Below are 15664 nucleotides of genomic sequence, written 5' to 3' on the forward strand. Positions count from 1 at the left end.
GCTGTGCCAGGACGGGCCAAACTAAAAGAGCAGCCGAGGCTGCTCTTTTACGTTGCGCTTCGCTAATCAATGAACCTGTGCAGTTGAGCTCGCAGCCAGCACTTGCTTGTGCAGGGTATCCACCGCAGATTTCGATGCTGTCACGGCATACCCTTGCAGCAATGCCTGGAAATGATCCTCGAACAACCAGCGTCGATCAACGGTGTATCGCTGCATATGGCGCAGGTTGCGCTGACGCAGGGACAGGCTCAGCGACGACGGGTAGATGCGCATGTCCGCCACGTCGATCAGGCCAAATTCGCCATCCTCCAGCACCAGCACATTGCCCAGATGCAGGGAGCGGAAATACACCCCTTGCTCGTGCAGTTGCGCCATGAATTTACCGAAGCGTTCCACCAGTGCCTCACGCACGTCCGGCGCCGTGATCGCTTGCAGGACCTGACGCAGCGTGTTGCCGGGCAGAGGCGTGTAGTGCACGGCGGAGCTGCCGTCCCTGAGGCGGTACAGATTCAGAATCGGCGGCGTCGGGATGCCCATGCGGCGCAGTCGCTCGCTGTTGATGGCAAAGCGTTCTGAATACGGATCGAAGCTGCCCGAGGTGTACCAACGACGACGGCGGAACAGCTTGAGGAAGCTGCCATCGAGCAGGCGCAGAACTTTGGGGCCCAAACCATCTTCCTCGATCACCTGGGCGTTGGCCGTCAGTTTTTCCAGGGCTGCCTGCGACAGTTGCTTGATCGGCATGGCCAGCAGGCGACTAGCGCGTTGGTTGATACTCAGTGCAGCGATCAGTGCCAAGGGAATCCACAGCAGGAACCAGTGCTCCTTGGGGCGCGAAATGATCCCGCCGCCTTCGGTCAGTCCCGCTCCGATACCGAACACCAGCCAGGTCGAGGCGATGATGAACAGCGGTTGCACGCGATGGCGCCAGCTGCTCAGCAGGCCCCAGGCCTGGAAGAACAGCCACGGGATAAAACCGAAGATACCGACATAGTAGAGAACGCCTAACGCGAAACTGTGGGGCTCTGCTAGCGTGTAGCCCAAGCCCACATCAATGTCCATGCTGGCGTCGTAGCCATGGCCGATCCAGGGGTGTTCAGCTATTTTTTGCAGGACCATCTGCCAGATTTCAAAACGATAGGAATCACCTCGTTCGAAAATCATGTGCGAGAAAAGCGCAATCACTGACGCTCCTCCGACGAGTATGATGCCCAGCAATACGATGGACCGGCGATTCCAGCAGATGAAGCCCAGCCACAGCACGGCCAGTGTCAGAGCCACCAGCGGAGTCCGGGACCCGGTAGCGATTACCGCGATGAACATGATCACCATTGCCGGGATGCTCAACCAGAGTATCTGAGGGCGCTTGCAGGTCATGCTCAGGCTCAGCCAATAGGCGCAGAAGAAGCCGAACAAGTGCGAGCTCAACAACGGATTGTCGAACGCGCCGCCACCAATCAGGCGCTGGCCCGGCTCATAGATGTGGGCAAACACGTACAGGTTGTAGACCGACGCAATCAGCCCGACCATAGCGGCGCTGAACAGCAGTGGCTGGACAATCTCGCTGCGGTAGCGCACCAGCAGATAGCACCCGACGAACAGCATCAGCGTGTGGAGCGGGGGCTTGAACTTGCCGGAAAACCCGTCATCGCCCGGGCTCCAGCACAAACTCAACAGCGCCCACCCGGCGAATAGCAGCATCGCAATGAAGATCGGCTCGCGCAGCAACTCTTTGAGCTCACGCGGTCGCAGGCAAAGCGCAATCAGCGCTGGAATGCTGAACAAACCGTAGTAGAGCTTATGAAACGGACTGCGGTCCGGCAGGAAGAACAGCGAGCACAGAAGCAAAAAATAGCCGAGTGGAAGCATCCACAGGCAAATGAAATCGAAGACTCGATTGGACGTACTGTTGAAACCACTGACTTGCATGCTGAAAAATTCAATCCTGAAGTTGATCGGCCATTCCGGTGATGGCTATATGACACCGTTGGCGCCGTCTAACAATAACAGCCTTTATGCGATTGCCAGAACCCAGAGGAAGCTGTGCTAAAGTCAGCGTCCTTTTTATCGACATTCGCGTGATATGACCGACTCCAGTCTCTCCGCAAGCCCCTCGAGCTTGAAAATCTACTTCCGTCTGCTCGGTTATGTCCGGCCGTACATCAGCCTGTTCCTGATCAGCATCGTCGGTTTTCTGATTTTCGCTTCGACGCAGCCAATGCTCGGCTACATCCTCAAGTACTTCGTCGACGGCCTCTCGAATCCTGAAGCGGTACTGTTTCCCAGCGTGCCTTACCTGCGCGACTTGCAACTGCTGCAAGCGGTCCCGTTACTGATCATCCTGATCGCTGCCTGGCAGGGGTTGGGATCTTATCTGGGTAACTACTTTCTGGCCAAGGTTTCCCTCGGGCTGGTTCATGACCTGCGAGTACAGCTGTTCAACAACCTGCTGGTTTTGCCCAATCGGTATTTCGACAAGCATAACTCGGGGCATTTGATTTCGCGTATCACCTTCAACGTCACCATGGTCACTGGGGCGGCCACAGATGCGATCAAGGTCGTAATCCGTGAAGGCATGACGGTGATCTTCCTGTTCGCCTCGCTACTGTTCATGAATTGGAAACTGACGCTGGTCATGGTGGCGATCCTGCCGTTGATCGCCGTGATGGTCCGTACCGCGAGCAAGAAATTCCGCAAACAGAGCAAGAAAATCCAGGCGGCCATGGGTGACGTGACACATGTGGCGTCGGAAACCATCCAGGGTTATCGCGTGGTGCGCAGTTTCGGCGGCGAAGTCTACGAAGAAAAACGCTTCTTCAATGCCAGCCAGGGCAACACCGACAAACAATTGCGCATGACCCGTACCGGCGCTATCTATACGCCGCTGCTTCAGTTGGTGATCTACAGCGCCATGGCCGTGCTGATGTTCCTGGTTCTTTTCCTGCGTGGCGATGCGTCCGCCGGTGACATGGTGGCCTACATCACCCTGGCAGGCCTGCTGCCCAAGCCGATCCGTCAATTGTCCGAAGTCAGCTCGACCATTCAAAAAGGCGTGGCCGGTGCCGAAAGTATTTTCGAGCAACTGGACGTTGAGCCGGAAGTCGATAGCGGCACCGTCGAACGCGATGCCGTGACCGGGCGCCTGGAGGTGCGGCATTTGAGCTTCACCTATCCTGGCACCGAACGTCAGGTACTAGACGACATCAGTTTCTCGGTCGAACCTGGGCAAATGGTGGCGCTGGTCGGGCGTTCGGGCAGTGGCAAGTCGACCCTGGCCAACCTGATTCCGCGTTTCTATCACCATGACAAGGGCGAGATCCTGATCGATGGCGTCGAAGTGGAACAGTACAAGCTGCTGAACCTGCGCAAGCACATCGCCCAGGTCACCCAGCATGTGACGTTGTTCAGCGATACCGTGGCCAACAACATCGCGTACGGCGATCTGGCCGGTGCGCCCCGTGAAGACATCGAAAAAGCGGCGAAAGACGCTTATGCGATGGATTTCATCGCACAGCTGCCCGAAGGCCTGGACACTCAGGTCGGCGAAAACGGCGTATTGCTTTCTGGTGGCCAGCGCCAGCGTCTGGCGATTGCCCGGGCCCTGTTGAAGAACGCACCTTTGCTGATTCTCGACGAAGCCACTTCGGCACTGGACACCGAATCGGAGCGGCATATCCAGGCGGCCCTGGATCAAGTGATGAAAGGGCGGACGACCCTGGTGATTGCTCACCGTCTGTCGACCATAGAAAAGGCCGATTTGATCCTGGTCATGGATCAGGGTCGGATCGTCGAGCGCGGCACGCATGCCGAACTGTTGGCGCAAAACGGCTATTACGCCCGCCTGAACGCCATGGGCCTCGATGCCCCGGCTGGAGACATCGCCTGATTCCTGTCGGCGTTCATTTGTCATGAACGATTAAAAAAATCGCAGTCTGTCGTTTTAGAACGTGTACAGGCTGCGATTTTTTTTGCTTTTGGCACCCTCGTTCATGCCATGCGCAAGCCCTGCGCCAACCCTGTGCTAATATCCCGCCCTTGTTCATTTTGTATGTGGGTTGCTCCATGAAGTTGTCCATGCCGCGATTCGATCAAGCCCCTGTATTGGTGGTCGGCGATGTCATGCTCGACCGCTACTGGCATGGTGGTACCTCACGGATTTCCCCTGAGGCGCCGGTACCGGTGGTCAAGGTCGAGCAAATCGAGGACCGCCCGGGCGGTGCCGCTAACGTTGCCCTGAACATTGCCGCGCTCGGCGCACCGGCCTCGCTGGTCGGCGTGACCGGCGACGACGAAGCTGCCGACAGCCTGGCCAACAGCCTCAAGGGTGCTGGTGTGCGCGCATTGTTCCAGCGTATTGCGCACCAGCCGACCATCGTCAAGTTGCGGGTCATGAGCCGGCACCAGCAGTTGCTGCGTATCGACTTCGAAGAACCCTTTGCCACCGACGCCTTGGCGCTGGGCGAGCAAGTTGACGAGTTGCTTGAAGGCATCAAGGTGCTGGTGCTGTCCGACTACGGCAAAGGCGCGCTGAAAAATCATCAGGTGCTGATCCAGGCTGCCCGTGCCCGTGGTATTCCGGTGCTGGCCGATCCCAAGGGCAAGGATTTCTCGATCTACCGGGGCGCGAGCCTGATAACCCCGAACCTCAGTGAATTCGAAACGATCGTTGGCGGTTGCGTCGATGAGCACGAACTGGTGAGCAAGGGCGCGAAACTGATGCACGACCTGGACCTCGGGGCCTTGCTGGTGACCCGTGGCGAGCATGGCATGACCTTGTTGCGCCCGGATCATCCGGCCTTGCACCTGCCGGCTCGGGCCCGTGAAGTGTTCGACGTGACCGGTGCTGGCGACACGGTGATTTCCACTCTGGCAGCCGCGATCGCTGCTGGCGAAGAGTTGCCCCACGCGGTGGCGTTGGCCAACCTGGCGGCTGGCATCGTAGTCGGCAAGCTCGGTACGGCGGCCATCAGCGCTCCGGAGCTGCGTCGTGCCATTCAGCGTGAGGAAGGTTCCGAACGTGGTGTATTGGGCCTGGAGCAACTGCTGCTGGCAGTTGACGATGCACGTGCGCACAAAGAGAAGATCGTTTTCACTAACGGTTGTTTCGACATTTTGCATGCCGGTCATGTGACCTACCTCGAGCAGGCGCGGGCCCAAGGGGATCGCTTGATCGTCGCGGTCAACGACGATGCATCGGTAAGTCGTCTGAAAGGGCCGGGACGTCCGATCAACAGCGTCGATCGTCGCATGGCTGTGCTGGCAGGGCTGGGTGCGGTGGATTGGGTGATCAGTTTCCCTGAAGGCACTCCTGAAAACCTGCTGCGCGAGGTCAAGCCGGACGTGCTGGTCAAGGGGGGTGATTACGGGATCGATCAAGTGGTGGGTGCCGACATCGTGACGACTTACGGCGGTACCGTGAAGGTGCTGGGATTGGTGGAAAACAGCTCGACGACAGCGATTGTCGAGAAGATTCGCAACCGTTGATGAGTCTAGTGACTCCCGTGTCATACGGCGTATGAACGGGTTTTTATTGTGAGGATATTACCTTCCCTGAGGATTTTGGTGGGTATGACCCGATGCGCTTGCCTGCTTTGTCTCGTGGTAAATGATTTATGAAAGTCATGCTCCTGGTGATGGACGAGCAACGTGTGATTCTGGATCGACTGTATGAAATCGTGCAGCAGAACTGCGACGAGTGTGTTGTTTATCGCCTGAGCAAAAAGCAGCAAATGAAGCTGGGGCCGTTTCTCGCCTCCGTCAATTACCAGAACTTTCACCGGGTTGTGATCTTCTCCAGGGTAAAGCGCCTCGTCCCTCAACTTAGGGTCCTGAAATGTATTCCGGGCCTGGTGTTTCTCGAGCATGACGCTTATCAGAACTACATGCCCGAGAGTAAATACCTGCGGGTTTACTCGCGTCTATACAGTCGTCTGCCAAGCTCTCGTGCGCTGGTTTCCGGGGCTGTCGTTGCACGTCGGCTGCAAGCAGAGAACATTGATGCAGTGTTCGTTTCGAAGGGATATGACGAACAAATGCTGCAAAACACCAACAGCGTTCGGGACATCCCGGTGGCTTTTCTGGGCAGTTTGAAAAGTACTGAATACGCGCAACGCAGGGCACTTCTGGAGTCCCTTTCCCGGCGGACCGGCATGTTGGTGGGTCGCACTAATTCGGGTGCCGAATATCTGGAAATGCTCAATCGCGTCAAGATTTTTGTGAGCGCCGATATCGGCATGAATGAATTCATGATCAAAAACTTCGAAGCGATGGCGTGTGGCTGCGTATTGCTGGCCTGGAGCCAGGGTGAAGAAGACCAATTGCTGGGCTTCCGGGATATGCACAATACGGTTTTCTATCGCTCCGAAGATGAGGCCGTGGAAAAACTCCAGCTGTTGCAGAGTGACCCGTTGCTGACCGCTCGCATTGCCAGTAACGGCCAGGCGTTCGCCGAGAGCCAGTATTCCTTTGCTCGTGTGGGGCGCACGCTCGCTGCCGAGATTCAGCGTGAAATGCGTCCCTGGCGGCCGCCATCAATGTTCACTCGCCTGTGGGTAAAGTTGCGTTACGGTATGCAGGTTCCAGAGTAGCCATGGAAAGTCAACCGCCTCAAACCGATCAACCAATGGCGCTGGATGCACTGCCTGGTGGTCATCAATCTGTTTCGGGCGGGCTGCCACAGGAACTGAAGGAGTGCCTGCGCAGGGCCCCCCGGGTTCTGCTGGTTGCCAACAATCCGGCCATTACACGGGACGATTTCCAGGCGCTGAACATCGGCGCCGATGATGTCGTCGTCAGCTTCAACAACTGTGTCCTGGCGCCGCTGCTTTCCCCGCAAAGCGTCAATCTCTTCGTGCATGGTTTCAATGCGCCGGACGCTTACTTTTTTGGCCTTCCCTACGGTCCGGAAGTGCAGGGGCTGTTCAGTCAGACTGACACGCGGTGTTTCACGATGTTGGTGGGATGCACTGGGGCCATGTGCCCCTTGCCAGAGGTGGCGCTTTATTGGGAGCGTATTCCGTTACCGGCATTGTGGAACTATCCGGTCGATCGCCCGGGCGGCAAACGCTATGTCGGCCCCTCCACCGGTTTCAATGCGCTGGTGTTGTTCGACTGGCTGCGCGGACAGGCAGGATATGACTATCAGCTCATGACCCTGGGTTTTTCCAACGAAGCGGGGAAACGCTGGAGCGGGCATGCCTGGGATTATGAACGGGACTGGCTGCAAAAATCAGACGTCATCGTGATACCTCTGCGGCGTCGCCATTGGTGGCAGAAATTGTTTCGTCGTGGCTGACTTGTCGCCGGGTGCCCGCGGGCGCCGCAAGATAAGCCCGATTATTTTTCGAGGGGGGCTGTAGTGTTGAATATTGCGGTGGCTTTTTTTGGTATCCCGAGAAACTCGCAGATCTGTTTTCCTTCCATTCAAGCAAACGTCTTGGCGCTGCTTCCTTCCGACAGCAACGTAAAATGCTTTCACCACCTGTATAAAATCGACGAAGTGCAGAACTCGCGCTCGGGTGAGCAAGGTGAGCTGAAGGCTGACAACTACGAGCCCTTCGAAACCATGACCGGGCAACTGACCTCGACCGAGGGGGTGTTGGAGCGCTGGAACTTTGAACAAGTGAAAGCGCTGGGCGACACCTGGGCTGATGATTACGCCTCACTCAGAAACCTGATCTATCAACTCAATTCGCTGCACATCGTCACGACCATGATGGAATCTTTCAATCCCGATTTCGTCGTCTTTGTGCGGCCGGACAATTTCTTTCACTCACCGCTTCCCGCTTATGTGTTCAAGCATGCCGAAGCCCGGCGGCTCAATACTTATATTCCCGACTGGCAGTGGTGGGGCGGGTTGAATGATCGTTTCGCCATTTGTGGTCGCGACACCTACGTCGCGTACGGCAAAAGGATCGAGCGCATTTTTGATTTCAGTGAAGTGACGGGAAGGAAGTTGCATTCCGAGCGGCTGCTCAAATTTGCATTGCAACAGGCAGGGGTGAAGATCTGCACCCTGGAGACCAAGGCTTCGCGTGTTCGTATCAACGGAGCCTTTGCCGAAGAGTCGTTTTCACCCAAGCGCGGCATGGGCAAGCGCGAGAATCGCTATTTCCATTTTTTTGCGCAGTTGCGCACCTTCATGGACAAGCAACGAGCGGGTTAGATCGAACCTGATTTATTTGCGCAAACTTCCACTGACCAGTCGAACCAGTCGCAGGGCCTTTACGCTCAGTTTCTTCAGCCCCCGTCGCGGGGCTTTTGGTGCTTCCAGCCCTTGTTGTGCAACCCAGTCCTTCCAGCGAATACGCTCCTCGCGGACAGTCCAGCCTTCCTGGATAGCAAAGCTCTCAGCCAGGTACAGTCCACGGGTACTGGCGGGTAAAAGTTTGTCACGCTTGAGCGTGTACAACTCGGGCCGCGGGACGCCATCTTCCAGAGGCATCAAGTACAGATCCGGACGCTTGCGGTCGAGCCGGGCCACCAGTTGATCGCCTTCCAGCCGCTCGTCGACATGAAACAGGCTCAGGGATTTGGCTTCCTTGGGTACGTCCAGGCGCAAGTCATAGATCAGTTGCAACGACGCTGTCGGCAGATGCACGTAGGCCCGTGGGCGTTCGATCAGTTGCATGTTGGCGCAGCGCACCGGCCGCGCCGAGCCGGATAGCGGCGTCAGCCGAAACGGCAACGCTTCGCGATAATGCAGTGCGGACGAGTAGGGCGCAGGCAGCCAAGTGTCGTTGAAACGCCCGCCTAGCCAGCCTTCCGGCGTCTCTAGCAGGCATTCTTCGGCAATCTCCTGAATCGCCGTGTGCAGCGGCAGGTTCAGTTCGTGGGCCGGCACGTAACCGGAGATCAGCTTGAGCACCACATCGCCACGGTCTTGCCGACGCTGGCGTACCAACACCCAATAATCGCGATTCTGCCAATGCAGGGTCAGACGCACCGAAACCCCGAGATTGGCCAGCTCCACGGCGAACCGTTCGCTGTCAGCCACCGCCACCGGGCGACGACGTTGCAAGGTCTGGGAAAAATTCAGCGGCATCCCGACGCTCTGATAACTCAAGCCTTCGGGAGTCGCTTCGACGAATAACGGCAGGGTCTTGAAGTTGCTCGGATTCTTTCTAATGAGCGTACGCGGCATGTCGGCTCCTGCTTAAGGCCGCATGGGCGGCATCAGTTTCTACGTAGGACCTGGGCAACGGTCGCGACGTTGTGGGCGAGGTGCAGCGGATTGATGGTCCCGACAATAGCACTGGCCACACCCGGATGTTCAAACAACAGCTCGAAACTGGCGCGCACCGGATCCACGCCTGGACTCAGGCAGACATGACCGCTGGCGAGAGCTTTTTTGACCAGGATGGCTTTGCCGTGTGCAGCAGCATAGTCAATGACCGGCTTCTCGTTCTGTTCGTTCAGATTGTAGGTGACCATCGCGCAATCACCTTGCTCCAGAGCCTTCAAACCGCCTTCGACGGTTTTACCGGAGAAACCATAGCCGCGAATCTTGCCTTCTGCCTTGAGCGCGGCGAGGGTCGCGTAGACCTCGGTGTCGTTGAGGATCGCCAGGTCGTTGCCGTCGGAGTGCACCAGCACCAGATCGATGAAATCCGTCTCCAGACGTTGCAGGCTGCGTTCCACCGACAGGCGAGTATGCGCGGCACTGAAATCATGGCGAGACTGGCCGTCGGCAAACTCTTCGCCGACCTTGCTGACGATCACCCAATCCTGGCGCTGACCCCGCAGCAACGGGCCGAGGCGTTCTTCGCTGCGGCCATAGGCCGGCGCAGTGTCGATCAGGTTGATGCCCAAGTCGCGCGCCAGCTTGAGCAGCATGCGCGCTTCATTATCGTCGGGAATCTGGAAGCCATTGGGGTACTTCACACCCTGGTCGCGACCGAGTTTGACCGTGCCCAATCCCAGAGGCGAAACCATCAGGCCGGTGCTGCCCAGCGGGCGATGCAAGTCGTGCAGGGTCGGTAGGCTCATGGCAGTAGTTGCTCCCAGGCCGGGATACCCATCGGCGGTTTCGGCAACTCGGGCAGTGGCGCCGGATGGCTTGGCTGGATGCCGTCACGTTGCAATGAGCTGATGACGCGGTCGGCGAAGTCCGGCGCGAGCGCCAGTTTGGTCGGCCAGCCGACCAGCAAGCGGCCTTCTTCGGCAAGAAATGCGTTGTCCGGCCGCGTCAGGCCCGATTGCAGCGGCTCGGCGCGGTCCACGCGCAAGGTCGCCCATTGCGCGGTGCTCAGGTCGATCCATGGCAGCAACTGGCCGAGTTCTTTTTGCGCGGTGGCAATCTGCTCGGCCGGTTCGCGGGCAACCCCTTCGGCTTCGGCAATGTCGCCGCCCAGGTACCAGACCCATTGGCCATCGGCGGCCGGGTGAGTGGTCACGGTGAGGCGCGGTTTGGTGCCGCCACCCAGGCAATGGGCGTACAGCGGTTTGAGGCTCGGGCCTTTGGCGATGATCATGTGCAACGGTCGGCGTTGCATGGCAGGCTGGCTCAGGCCCAGCGCTTCAAGCAGTGCCGCCGTGCCGGCACCGGCGCTCAAGACGATGCGCTGGGCGCGGATCTCGCGCCCGTCGACCTTCAGGCCCACCAGATCGCCACCGTCCAGCAACGGTTCGATGTTCTGACCGGCGAGCAAGCCATCACCCGCCAGATCGGCGAGGCGCTGGACCAGGCTCGGCACGTCGATCACCAGTTCTGCCAGGCGATAGACCTTGCCCTTGAAACGCTTGTCTTGCAGGGCTGGCGGCAGTTGCTCGCCCTTGACCTGATCGACGCGGCCGCGCACGGCTTTGCTGGCGAAGAAGCTGGTGAGGTTGCCGGCGAGGGTGCCGGGGGACCATAGATAGTGGGCTTCGGACAGCAGGCGCACGCCGGACAAATCCAGTTCGCCGTCACCGGCCAGCGCTTCACGCCAGCGGCGCGGCATGTCGGCGATGGCTTCCGAAGCACCGGTCAGCGCGCCATGCAGCGCGTACTTGGCGCCGCCGTGGATGATGCCCTGGGACTTCACGCTCTGCCCGCCACCGAGGGTGGCGCTTTCCACCAGCACGGTCGAAAAACCCTGGCGACGCAGGCGCGCATTCAACCAGAGGCCGGCGACACCAGCGCCGACAATCAGAACGTCGGTGGAAATAACGGATGGCATGCAGCGACCTCAGAGTTCAAGACGAGGGCGCAGTATACAGACTCGAAGAAGTGGGGGATTTGTTGGTGATCAACTGGGCGCATGCAAAACCTGTGGGAGCGAGCTTGCTCGCGATAGCGACGAATCAGTCAACAGTGATGCTGAATACAATAGGGCCATCGCGAGCAAGCTTGCTCCTACATGGATTGTGTTCCAGGTCTTAGTGCCCGGCGGTTTTGGAGAAGAGCTGGATGACCACGACACCGAGCACAATGAGCGCCATCCCCAGCATCGCCGGCACATCGAGTTTCTGCCCGTAGATAAACAGCGCCGCGACGCTGACCATCACGATCCCCATGCCGGCCCACACCGCGTACGCCACACCCACCGGCACACTGCGCACCACCAGCGTCAGCATCCAGAAGGCAATGCCGTAACCGACGATCACCAGGATCAGCGGCAGCGGTGTGCTGAAGCCTTTGACCGCTTTCATCGAAACAGTGGCGATCACTTCGGCGCAGATGGCAATGGCCAGGTAGTAGTAAGCGGTCATGGGTGCATCCTCATGTGAAGTGTTGCTTTATGAGGTCGGCATTTTAGAGCTTACACAGATGGGGTAAAGTCATTACCTATCTGTTTGGGCGATGGGTTGGTCATGAACATTCAATGGAATCTGGAGCAGTTGCGGTTGTTCGTCAGCGTAGCCGAGCAGCGATCGTTTTCCGCCGTGGCGCGGGACCAGCGCAAGGCGCAGTCGGCGGTCAGCAGTTCGATAGCGCTGCTGGAAGACGATCTGGGTGTGAGCCTGTTCGACCGCAGTAGTGGCCGGCAGCCGAAACTCACCGAGGCCGGCAATGCGTTGCTGGATGAGGCGCGGGAAGTGCTGCGTCAGTGCGAGCGTCTCAATGGTCGGGCGCTGGCAATGATGCGCGGGCAGGAGGCTCGCCTGCGCGTGGCTCAGGATGAGGCGATGCCGTATCAGCCCATCATTGAAAGCTTCGAAGCACTGGCAGAAAAATTTCCCAGTCTTGAAGTGCAATTGACCAGCGCTGCCCAGGGCGATGTGGCGCGCAAATTGGTGGAGCGGCGGGCCGATCTCGGTTTGCTGTTTTATCACGATCAGATTCCCGAGGCGCTCGAACGGCGCGTGCTGGGCAGCGTGGAAATGGTCACGGTGTGCGGCGTCGGGCATCCATTGGCGACGCAGGCTCTAGTCGATTGCCAGCAACTGGCGCAGCATCGGCAGTTGCTGATGTCGACCCAGTCCAGTGTGTATCCCGGCAGTGAGCCGGCCAGCCCGCAGGTCTGGCGGGCCGACAGTTTCTATGTGATGGCCGAATGGCTGGTGCGCGGGCTCGGTTGGGCCTGGCTGCCACGGCACGTGGTGCAGTATCCGGCGTATCAGGGGCAGATGGTCGAACTGGTCAGCGAATGGACGCCGCCGGCGCTGGTGGTGGAGCTGGTCTGGCGCCGCGATGAGCCGCTCGGCCCGGCGGCCCGTTGGCTGGCGGAACGTTTTGCCGTGCACTTGCAGGCGATCGGCGAAAAAACCGATAAACTCCGCCGCCATGAATAGAACTCTCTACACCGCGCTGTTTTACCTGGGGCTGCCACTGGTAGCGATTCGGCTGTGGCTGCGCTCGCGCAAGGCACCGGCGTATGCCAAACGCATCGGCGAGCGGTTCTCGCTCGGGCTGCCGGCGATGAAGCCGGGGGGTATCTGGGTGCACGCGGTGTCTGTCGGCGAGAGCATTGCGGCGGCGCCGATGATTCGCGCGTTGCTGCAACGTTATCCAGCGTTGCCGATCACCGTGACCTGCATGACGCCGACCGGCTCCGAACGCATCCACGCTTTGTTCGCCAACGAGCCGCGCATCCAGCACTGCTATTTGCCCTACGACTTGCCATGCGCGGCGGCGCGGTTCCTTGACCGGGTGCGGCCAACGCTGGCGGTGATCATGGAAACCGAACTCTGGCCCAACCACATTCACCAATGCGCCAAGCGCGGGATTCCTGTGGCTTTGGCTAATGCGCGACTGTCCGAGCGTTCCGCCAAAGGCTATGGCCGCTTCGGTAAATTGACTCAGCCGATGCTCGCCGAGATGAGCTTGTTCGCCGTGCAGACCGAAGCCGAGGCCCAACGCTTCCGCGATTTGGGCGCACGGGCAGAAACGGTCGAAGTGACCGGTTCAATCAAATTCGACCTGACCATCGACCCGCAATTGCTCCAGCGTGCCGCCGAGTTACGCGGGCAATGGCAGGCTCAGGAGCGTCCGGTGTGGATCGCCGCCAGTACTCACGACGGTGAAGATGAAGTGGTGCTGGCGGCGCATCGTCAGTTGCTAGCCGGTCATCCCGATGCGTTGCTGATTCTGGTGCCGCGTCATCCGGAGCGTTTCAATTCGGTGTTCGACCTGTGCAGGCAGCAGGGCTTCGCCACGGTGCGTCGTTCGACCGGCGAGCCGGTGACCACAGGGACTTCGGTGTTGCTCGGCGACACCATGGGCGAGTTGCTGTTTTTGTACGCGTTGGCCGATAGCGCCTTTGTCGGCGGCAGTCTGGTGCCGAACGGTGGCCATAACCTGCTGGAGCCCGCCGCCCTGGCGAAACCGGTGCTCAGTGGGCCGCACCTGTTCAACTTCCTCGAAATCGCCGCGCAGTTGCGCAGCGCCGGAGCGTTGCAGGAAGTGGAAGATGCCGAGGGGCTGGCGCTGGCGGTGCAGCGGCTGTTCGAATTGCCGCGTGATGCGAAGCGAATGGCAGACGCGGGGCTGAACGTGATGCGCACCAATCAGGGCGCGTTGCAGCGATTGCTGGACGGGTTGGATCGATTGATCAACCACCGCTAACTTGTAGGCGCCCGGCTTGCCGGGGATGGCGTCTTCGAAATCGCCATCGCCGGCAAGCCGGGCGCCTACAGGATTTGCGTCAAGGCCGGGCTTTGAGTTGTTCGGCAGCAGCCTTGGCCAGATCCGGTGGCAGGAAGTCCTTGTCCGGGTTGTAGTCAGCCTTGAGGTAGCGCTTGAGGTCCTGCAAATCCCCCGGGTTCAACGTGCCAGCGGCCTGTTTCAGGCGCAGGTTGTCGAGGATGTAGTCGTAGCGGGTGTTGTTGTAATTGCGCACCGAGGTGTACAGCTGACGCTGGGCATCGAGCACATCAACGATGTTGCGTGTGCCCACCTGATACCCGATTTCAGTCGCTTCCACTGCGCTCTGGTTGGAGATGATCGACTGCTTGCGCGCTTGCACCTGTTCCACATCGGTGTTCACCGCGCGGTGCAGGTTGCGGGTGTTTTCCACCACTTGCCGACGCAGGCCTTCACGCTGTTGTTCAGTCTGGTCCAGGCGCGAGTACGACTCGCGAACCTGCGAACTGGTCAGCCCGCCGCTGTAGATCGGGATGTTCAGTTGCAAGGCCAGGGTGCGCTGCTCGACAGGGCCGCCATAAGACTGGCCGAAGGCATTCGGGTTGCTGAAACCAAAGGCGTCGTTGTCGCCTTTCTCATATTTGGCCACCGCATCCACCGTTGGCGCGTGGCCGGCCTTGCGCTGCTTGAGGGTTTCTTCGGCAGCGCTGACCGCGTAGTTGCTGGCCAGCAGGTTCAGGTTCTGTTTGGCGGCGGTGTCGACCCAGGCCTTGGCGTCGTTCGGCGCCGGCGGCAGGATCGGCAAGGTGTGGACGATGCCCTGAATCGAGTTGTACTGACGGTTGGTCAACGTGATCAACGCTTCAAACGCATCATCCACCTGACGCTGGGCAACGATCCGGTTGGCCCGTGCCGTGTCGTAACTGGCTTGCGATTGCAGCACGTCGGTCTTGTCCGACAGACCGACATCAAAGCGCTCGTTGGACTGGTCGAGCTGACGCTTGAACGCCGCTTCTTCAGCCTTGGTCGAGGCCAGGGTGTCCTGGCTGCGCAGCACGTTGAAGTAGTTTTCAGCGGTTTGCAGAATCAGGTTTTGCTCGGTCGCCGAGAGTTGCAGGGCTGCCTGCTCATTGACGTCCTTGGCGGCCTGATACTGGAACCAGCGATCAGCACGAAACAGCGGCTGAGCCAATGTCGCCTGATAGGAGTTGGCGCTGCGGTTGGCAATGGCCGCCGGTTGATCGATATCGGTGCGCACATTGGCCACCTGGGCACCACCGGAGATGTTCGGCAGCAAGCCGGCGCGAGCCTGAGGCACGACTTCTTTCTGAGCGCCGTACTGGGCGCGGGCGGCGGCCAGGTCGGCGTTGTTGTCCACCGCTTCCTGGTAGACGCTGACCAGATCGGTTTTGGTCGATAAGGGCGCTTCTGCTGCCCAGGCCATTCCATTGGAAGCACAAGACACGGCAACGGCCAGTGAGAGTTTGCGCAGCATGAGGCCATCCCTAAAAATTACGCTGATAATTTGAGCGCCAAAGGTACGGCGCAGACCACCCAGCGTCAATGCGCGGCATGGCCGTTGCGAGTGTAGTTGCACGCTCGTTCCGCAACAATCCTGTAATTGCGCCATTCATCATGGTGTTTACCGCGGTGTTGGCG

13 protein-coding genes are annotated in these 15664 nt (G+C 59.2%); 7 read left to right on the forward strand and 6 right to left on the reverse strand.

Annotation, left to right across the window (positions count from 1 at the left end; all coding sequences use genetic code 11):
- Positions 1–66: 66 nt before the first annotated feature.
- On the reverse strand, positions 67–1929 hold the full coding sequence (locus tag F8N43_RS25425; RefSeq protein WP_150654523.1) for a bifunctional O-antigen ligase/aminoglycoside phosphotransferase family protein: 1863 nt from the start codon (positions 1927–1929) through the stop codon (positions 67–69).
- 154 nt (positions 1930–2083) lie between these two features.
- On the opposite strand from F8N43_RS25425, the gene msbA reads away from it, so the two are divergent.
- The 5 genes from msbA to F8N43_RS25450 all read left to right on the forward strand — a co-directional run bounded on the left by msbA (position 2084) and on the right by F8N43_RS25450 (position 8164).
- A complete protein-coding gene (msbA, locus tag F8N43_RS25430) occupies positions 2084–3886 on the forward strand; it encodes a lipid A export permease/ATP-binding protein MsbA (RefSeq protein WP_150639552.1) in 1803 nt (600 codons plus the stop codon).
- A 176-nt stretch (positions 3887–4062) separates the two neighbouring features.
- Complete coding sequence (gene hldE / locus F8N43_RS25435; RefSeq protein ID WP_150654524.1) at positions 4063–5484, forward strand: bifunctional D-glycero-beta-D-manno-heptose-7-phosphate kinase/D-glycero-beta-D-manno-heptose 1-phosphate adenylyltransferase HldE; 1422 nt, start codon at positions 4063–4065, stop codon at positions 5482–5484.
- Between the two features lie 128 nt (positions 5485–5612).
- The gene (locus F8N43_RS25440; RefSeq protein WP_150654525.1) at positions 5613–6587 is read left to right on the forward strand and encodes a glycosyltransferase; all 975 of its coding nucleotides are present in this window, start codon (positions 5613–5615) and stop codon (positions 6585–6587) included.
- Positions 6588–6589: 2 nt separating this feature from the next.
- Positions 6590–7294 carry a hypothetical protein gene (locus F8N43_RS25445; RefSeq protein ID WP_150639555.1) on the forward strand — a complete coding sequence of 235 codons (705 nt, stop codon included), beginning with the start codon at positions 6590–6592 and terminating at the stop codon, positions 7292–7294.
- Positions 7295–7357: 63 nt separating this feature from the next.
- The gene (locus F8N43_RS25450; protein WP_150654526.1) at positions 7358–8164 is read left to right on the forward strand and encodes a hypothetical protein; all 807 of its coding nucleotides are present in this window, start codon (positions 7358–7360) and stop codon (positions 8162–8164) included.
- Positions 8165–8176: 12 nt separating this feature from the next.
- On the opposite strand, the gene F8N43_RS25455 is transcribed toward F8N43_RS25450, so the two are convergent.
- The 4 genes from F8N43_RS25455 to F8N43_RS25470 all read right to left on the reverse strand — a co-directional run bounded on the left by F8N43_RS25455 (position 8177) and on the right by F8N43_RS25470 (position 11691).
- Complete coding sequence (locus tag F8N43_RS25455; protein ID WP_150654527.1) at positions 8177–9142, reverse strand: metal ABC transporter ATPase; 966 nt, start codon at positions 9140–9142, stop codon at positions 8177–8179.
- Positions 9143–9174: 32 nt separating this feature from the next.
- Positions 9175–9987 (reverse strand): aldo/keto reductase, encoded by an 813-nt coding sequence (locus F8N43_RS25460; RefSeq protein WP_150654528.1) that lies wholly within the window; start codon positions 9985–9987, stop codon positions 9175–9177.
- Complete coding sequence (locus F8N43_RS25465) at positions 9984–11159, reverse strand: NAD(P)/FAD-dependent oxidoreductase (RefSeq protein WP_150632380.1); 1176 nt, start codon at positions 11157–11159, stop codon at positions 9984–9986. Before F8N43_RS25465 ends, F8N43_RS25460 begins: the two co-directional genes overlap by 4 nt.
- A gap of 199 nt (positions 11160–11358) precedes the next feature.
- Entirely contained in the window at positions 11359–11691 is a 333-nt protein-coding gene (locus tag F8N43_RS25470; RefSeq protein ID WP_008027887.1) for a DMT family transporter, read from the reverse strand.
- Between the two features lie 102 nt (positions 11692–11793).
- Here F8N43_RS25470 and F8N43_RS25475 point away from each other — a divergent pair, with 102 nt between their 5' ends.
- Positions 11794–12714 (forward strand): LysR family transcriptional regulator, encoded by a 921-nt coding sequence (locus tag F8N43_RS25475; protein ID WP_150632381.1) that lies wholly within the window; start codon positions 11794–11796, stop codon positions 12712–12714.
- The gene (gene waaA, locus F8N43_RS25480) at positions 12707–13987 is read left to right on the forward strand and encodes a lipid IV(A) 3-deoxy-D-manno-octulosonic acid transferase (protein ID WP_150639561.1); all 1281 of its coding nucleotides are present in this window, start codon (positions 12707–12709) and stop codon (positions 13985–13987) included. Before F8N43_RS25475 ends, waaA begins: the two co-directional genes overlap by 8 nt.
- 79 nt (positions 13988–14066) lie before the next feature.
- Here the strand turns inward: waaA and F8N43_RS25485 are convergent, their stop codons facing one another.
- A complete protein-coding gene (locus F8N43_RS25485; protein ID WP_150632383.1) occupies positions 14067–15500 on the reverse strand; it encodes a TolC family outer membrane protein in 1434 nt (477 codons plus the stop codon).
- Positions 15501–15664 lie beyond the last annotated feature (164 nt).

The organism is Pseudomonas fluorescens, from assembly GCF_902498065.1.
GTDB classification, from domain to species: domain Bacteria; phylum Pseudomonadota; class Gammaproteobacteria; order Pseudomonadales; family Pseudomonadaceae; genus Aquipseudomonas; species Aquipseudomonas fluorescens_BJ.

What these genes read in the sequence shown, in the direction of transcription:
- F8N43_RS25485 (WP_150632383.1), bottom strand. Translation starts at nt 15,500, where the DNA reads ATGCTGCGCAAACTCTCACTGGCCGTTGCCGTGTCTTGTGCTTCCAAT.
- msbA (WP_150639552.1), top strand. Translation starts at nt 2,084, where the DNA reads ATGACCGACTCCAGTCTCTCCGCAAGCCCCTCGAGCTTGAAAATCTAC.
- F8N43_RS25425 (WP_150654523.1), bottom strand. Translation starts at nt 1,929, where the DNA reads ATGCAAGTCAGTGGTTTCAACAGTACGTCCAATCGAGTCTTCGATTTC.
- waaA (WP_150639561.1), top strand. Translation starts at nt 12,707, where the DNA reads ATGAATAGAACTCTCTACACCGCGCTGTTTTACCTGGGGCTGCCACTG.
- F8N43_RS25460 (WP_150654528.1), bottom strand. Translation starts at nt 9,987, where the DNA reads ATGAGCCTACCGACCCTGCACGACTTGCATCGCCCGCTGGGCAGCACC.
- F8N43_RS25475 (WP_150632381.1), top strand. Translation starts at nt 11,794, where the DNA reads ATGAACATTCAATGGAATCTGGAGCAGTTGCGGTTGTTCGTCAGCGTA.
- F8N43_RS25445 (WP_150639555.1), top strand. Translation starts at nt 6,590, where the DNA reads ATGGAAAGTCAACCGCCTCAAACCGATCAACCAATGGCGCTGGATGCA.
- F8N43_RS25470 (WP_008027887.1), bottom strand. Translation starts at nt 11,691, where the DNA reads ATGACCGCTTACTACTACCTGGCCATTGCCATCTGCGCCGAAGTGATC.
- F8N43_RS25465 (WP_150632380.1), bottom strand. Translation starts at nt 11,159, where the DNA reads ATGCCATCCGTTATTTCCACCGACGTTCTGATTGTCGGCGCTGGTGTC.
- F8N43_RS25455 (WP_150654527.1), bottom strand. Translation starts at nt 9,142, where the DNA reads ATGCCGCGTACGCTCATTAGAAAGAATCCGAGCAACTTCAAGACCCTG.
- F8N43_RS25440 (WP_150654525.1), top strand. Translation starts at nt 5,613, where the DNA reads ATGAAAGTCATGCTCCTGGTGATGGACGAGCAACGTGTGATTCTGGAT.
- hldE (WP_150654524.1), top strand. Translation starts at nt 4,063, where the DNA reads ATGAAGTTGTCCATGCCGCGATTCGATCAAGCCCCTGTATTGGTGGTC.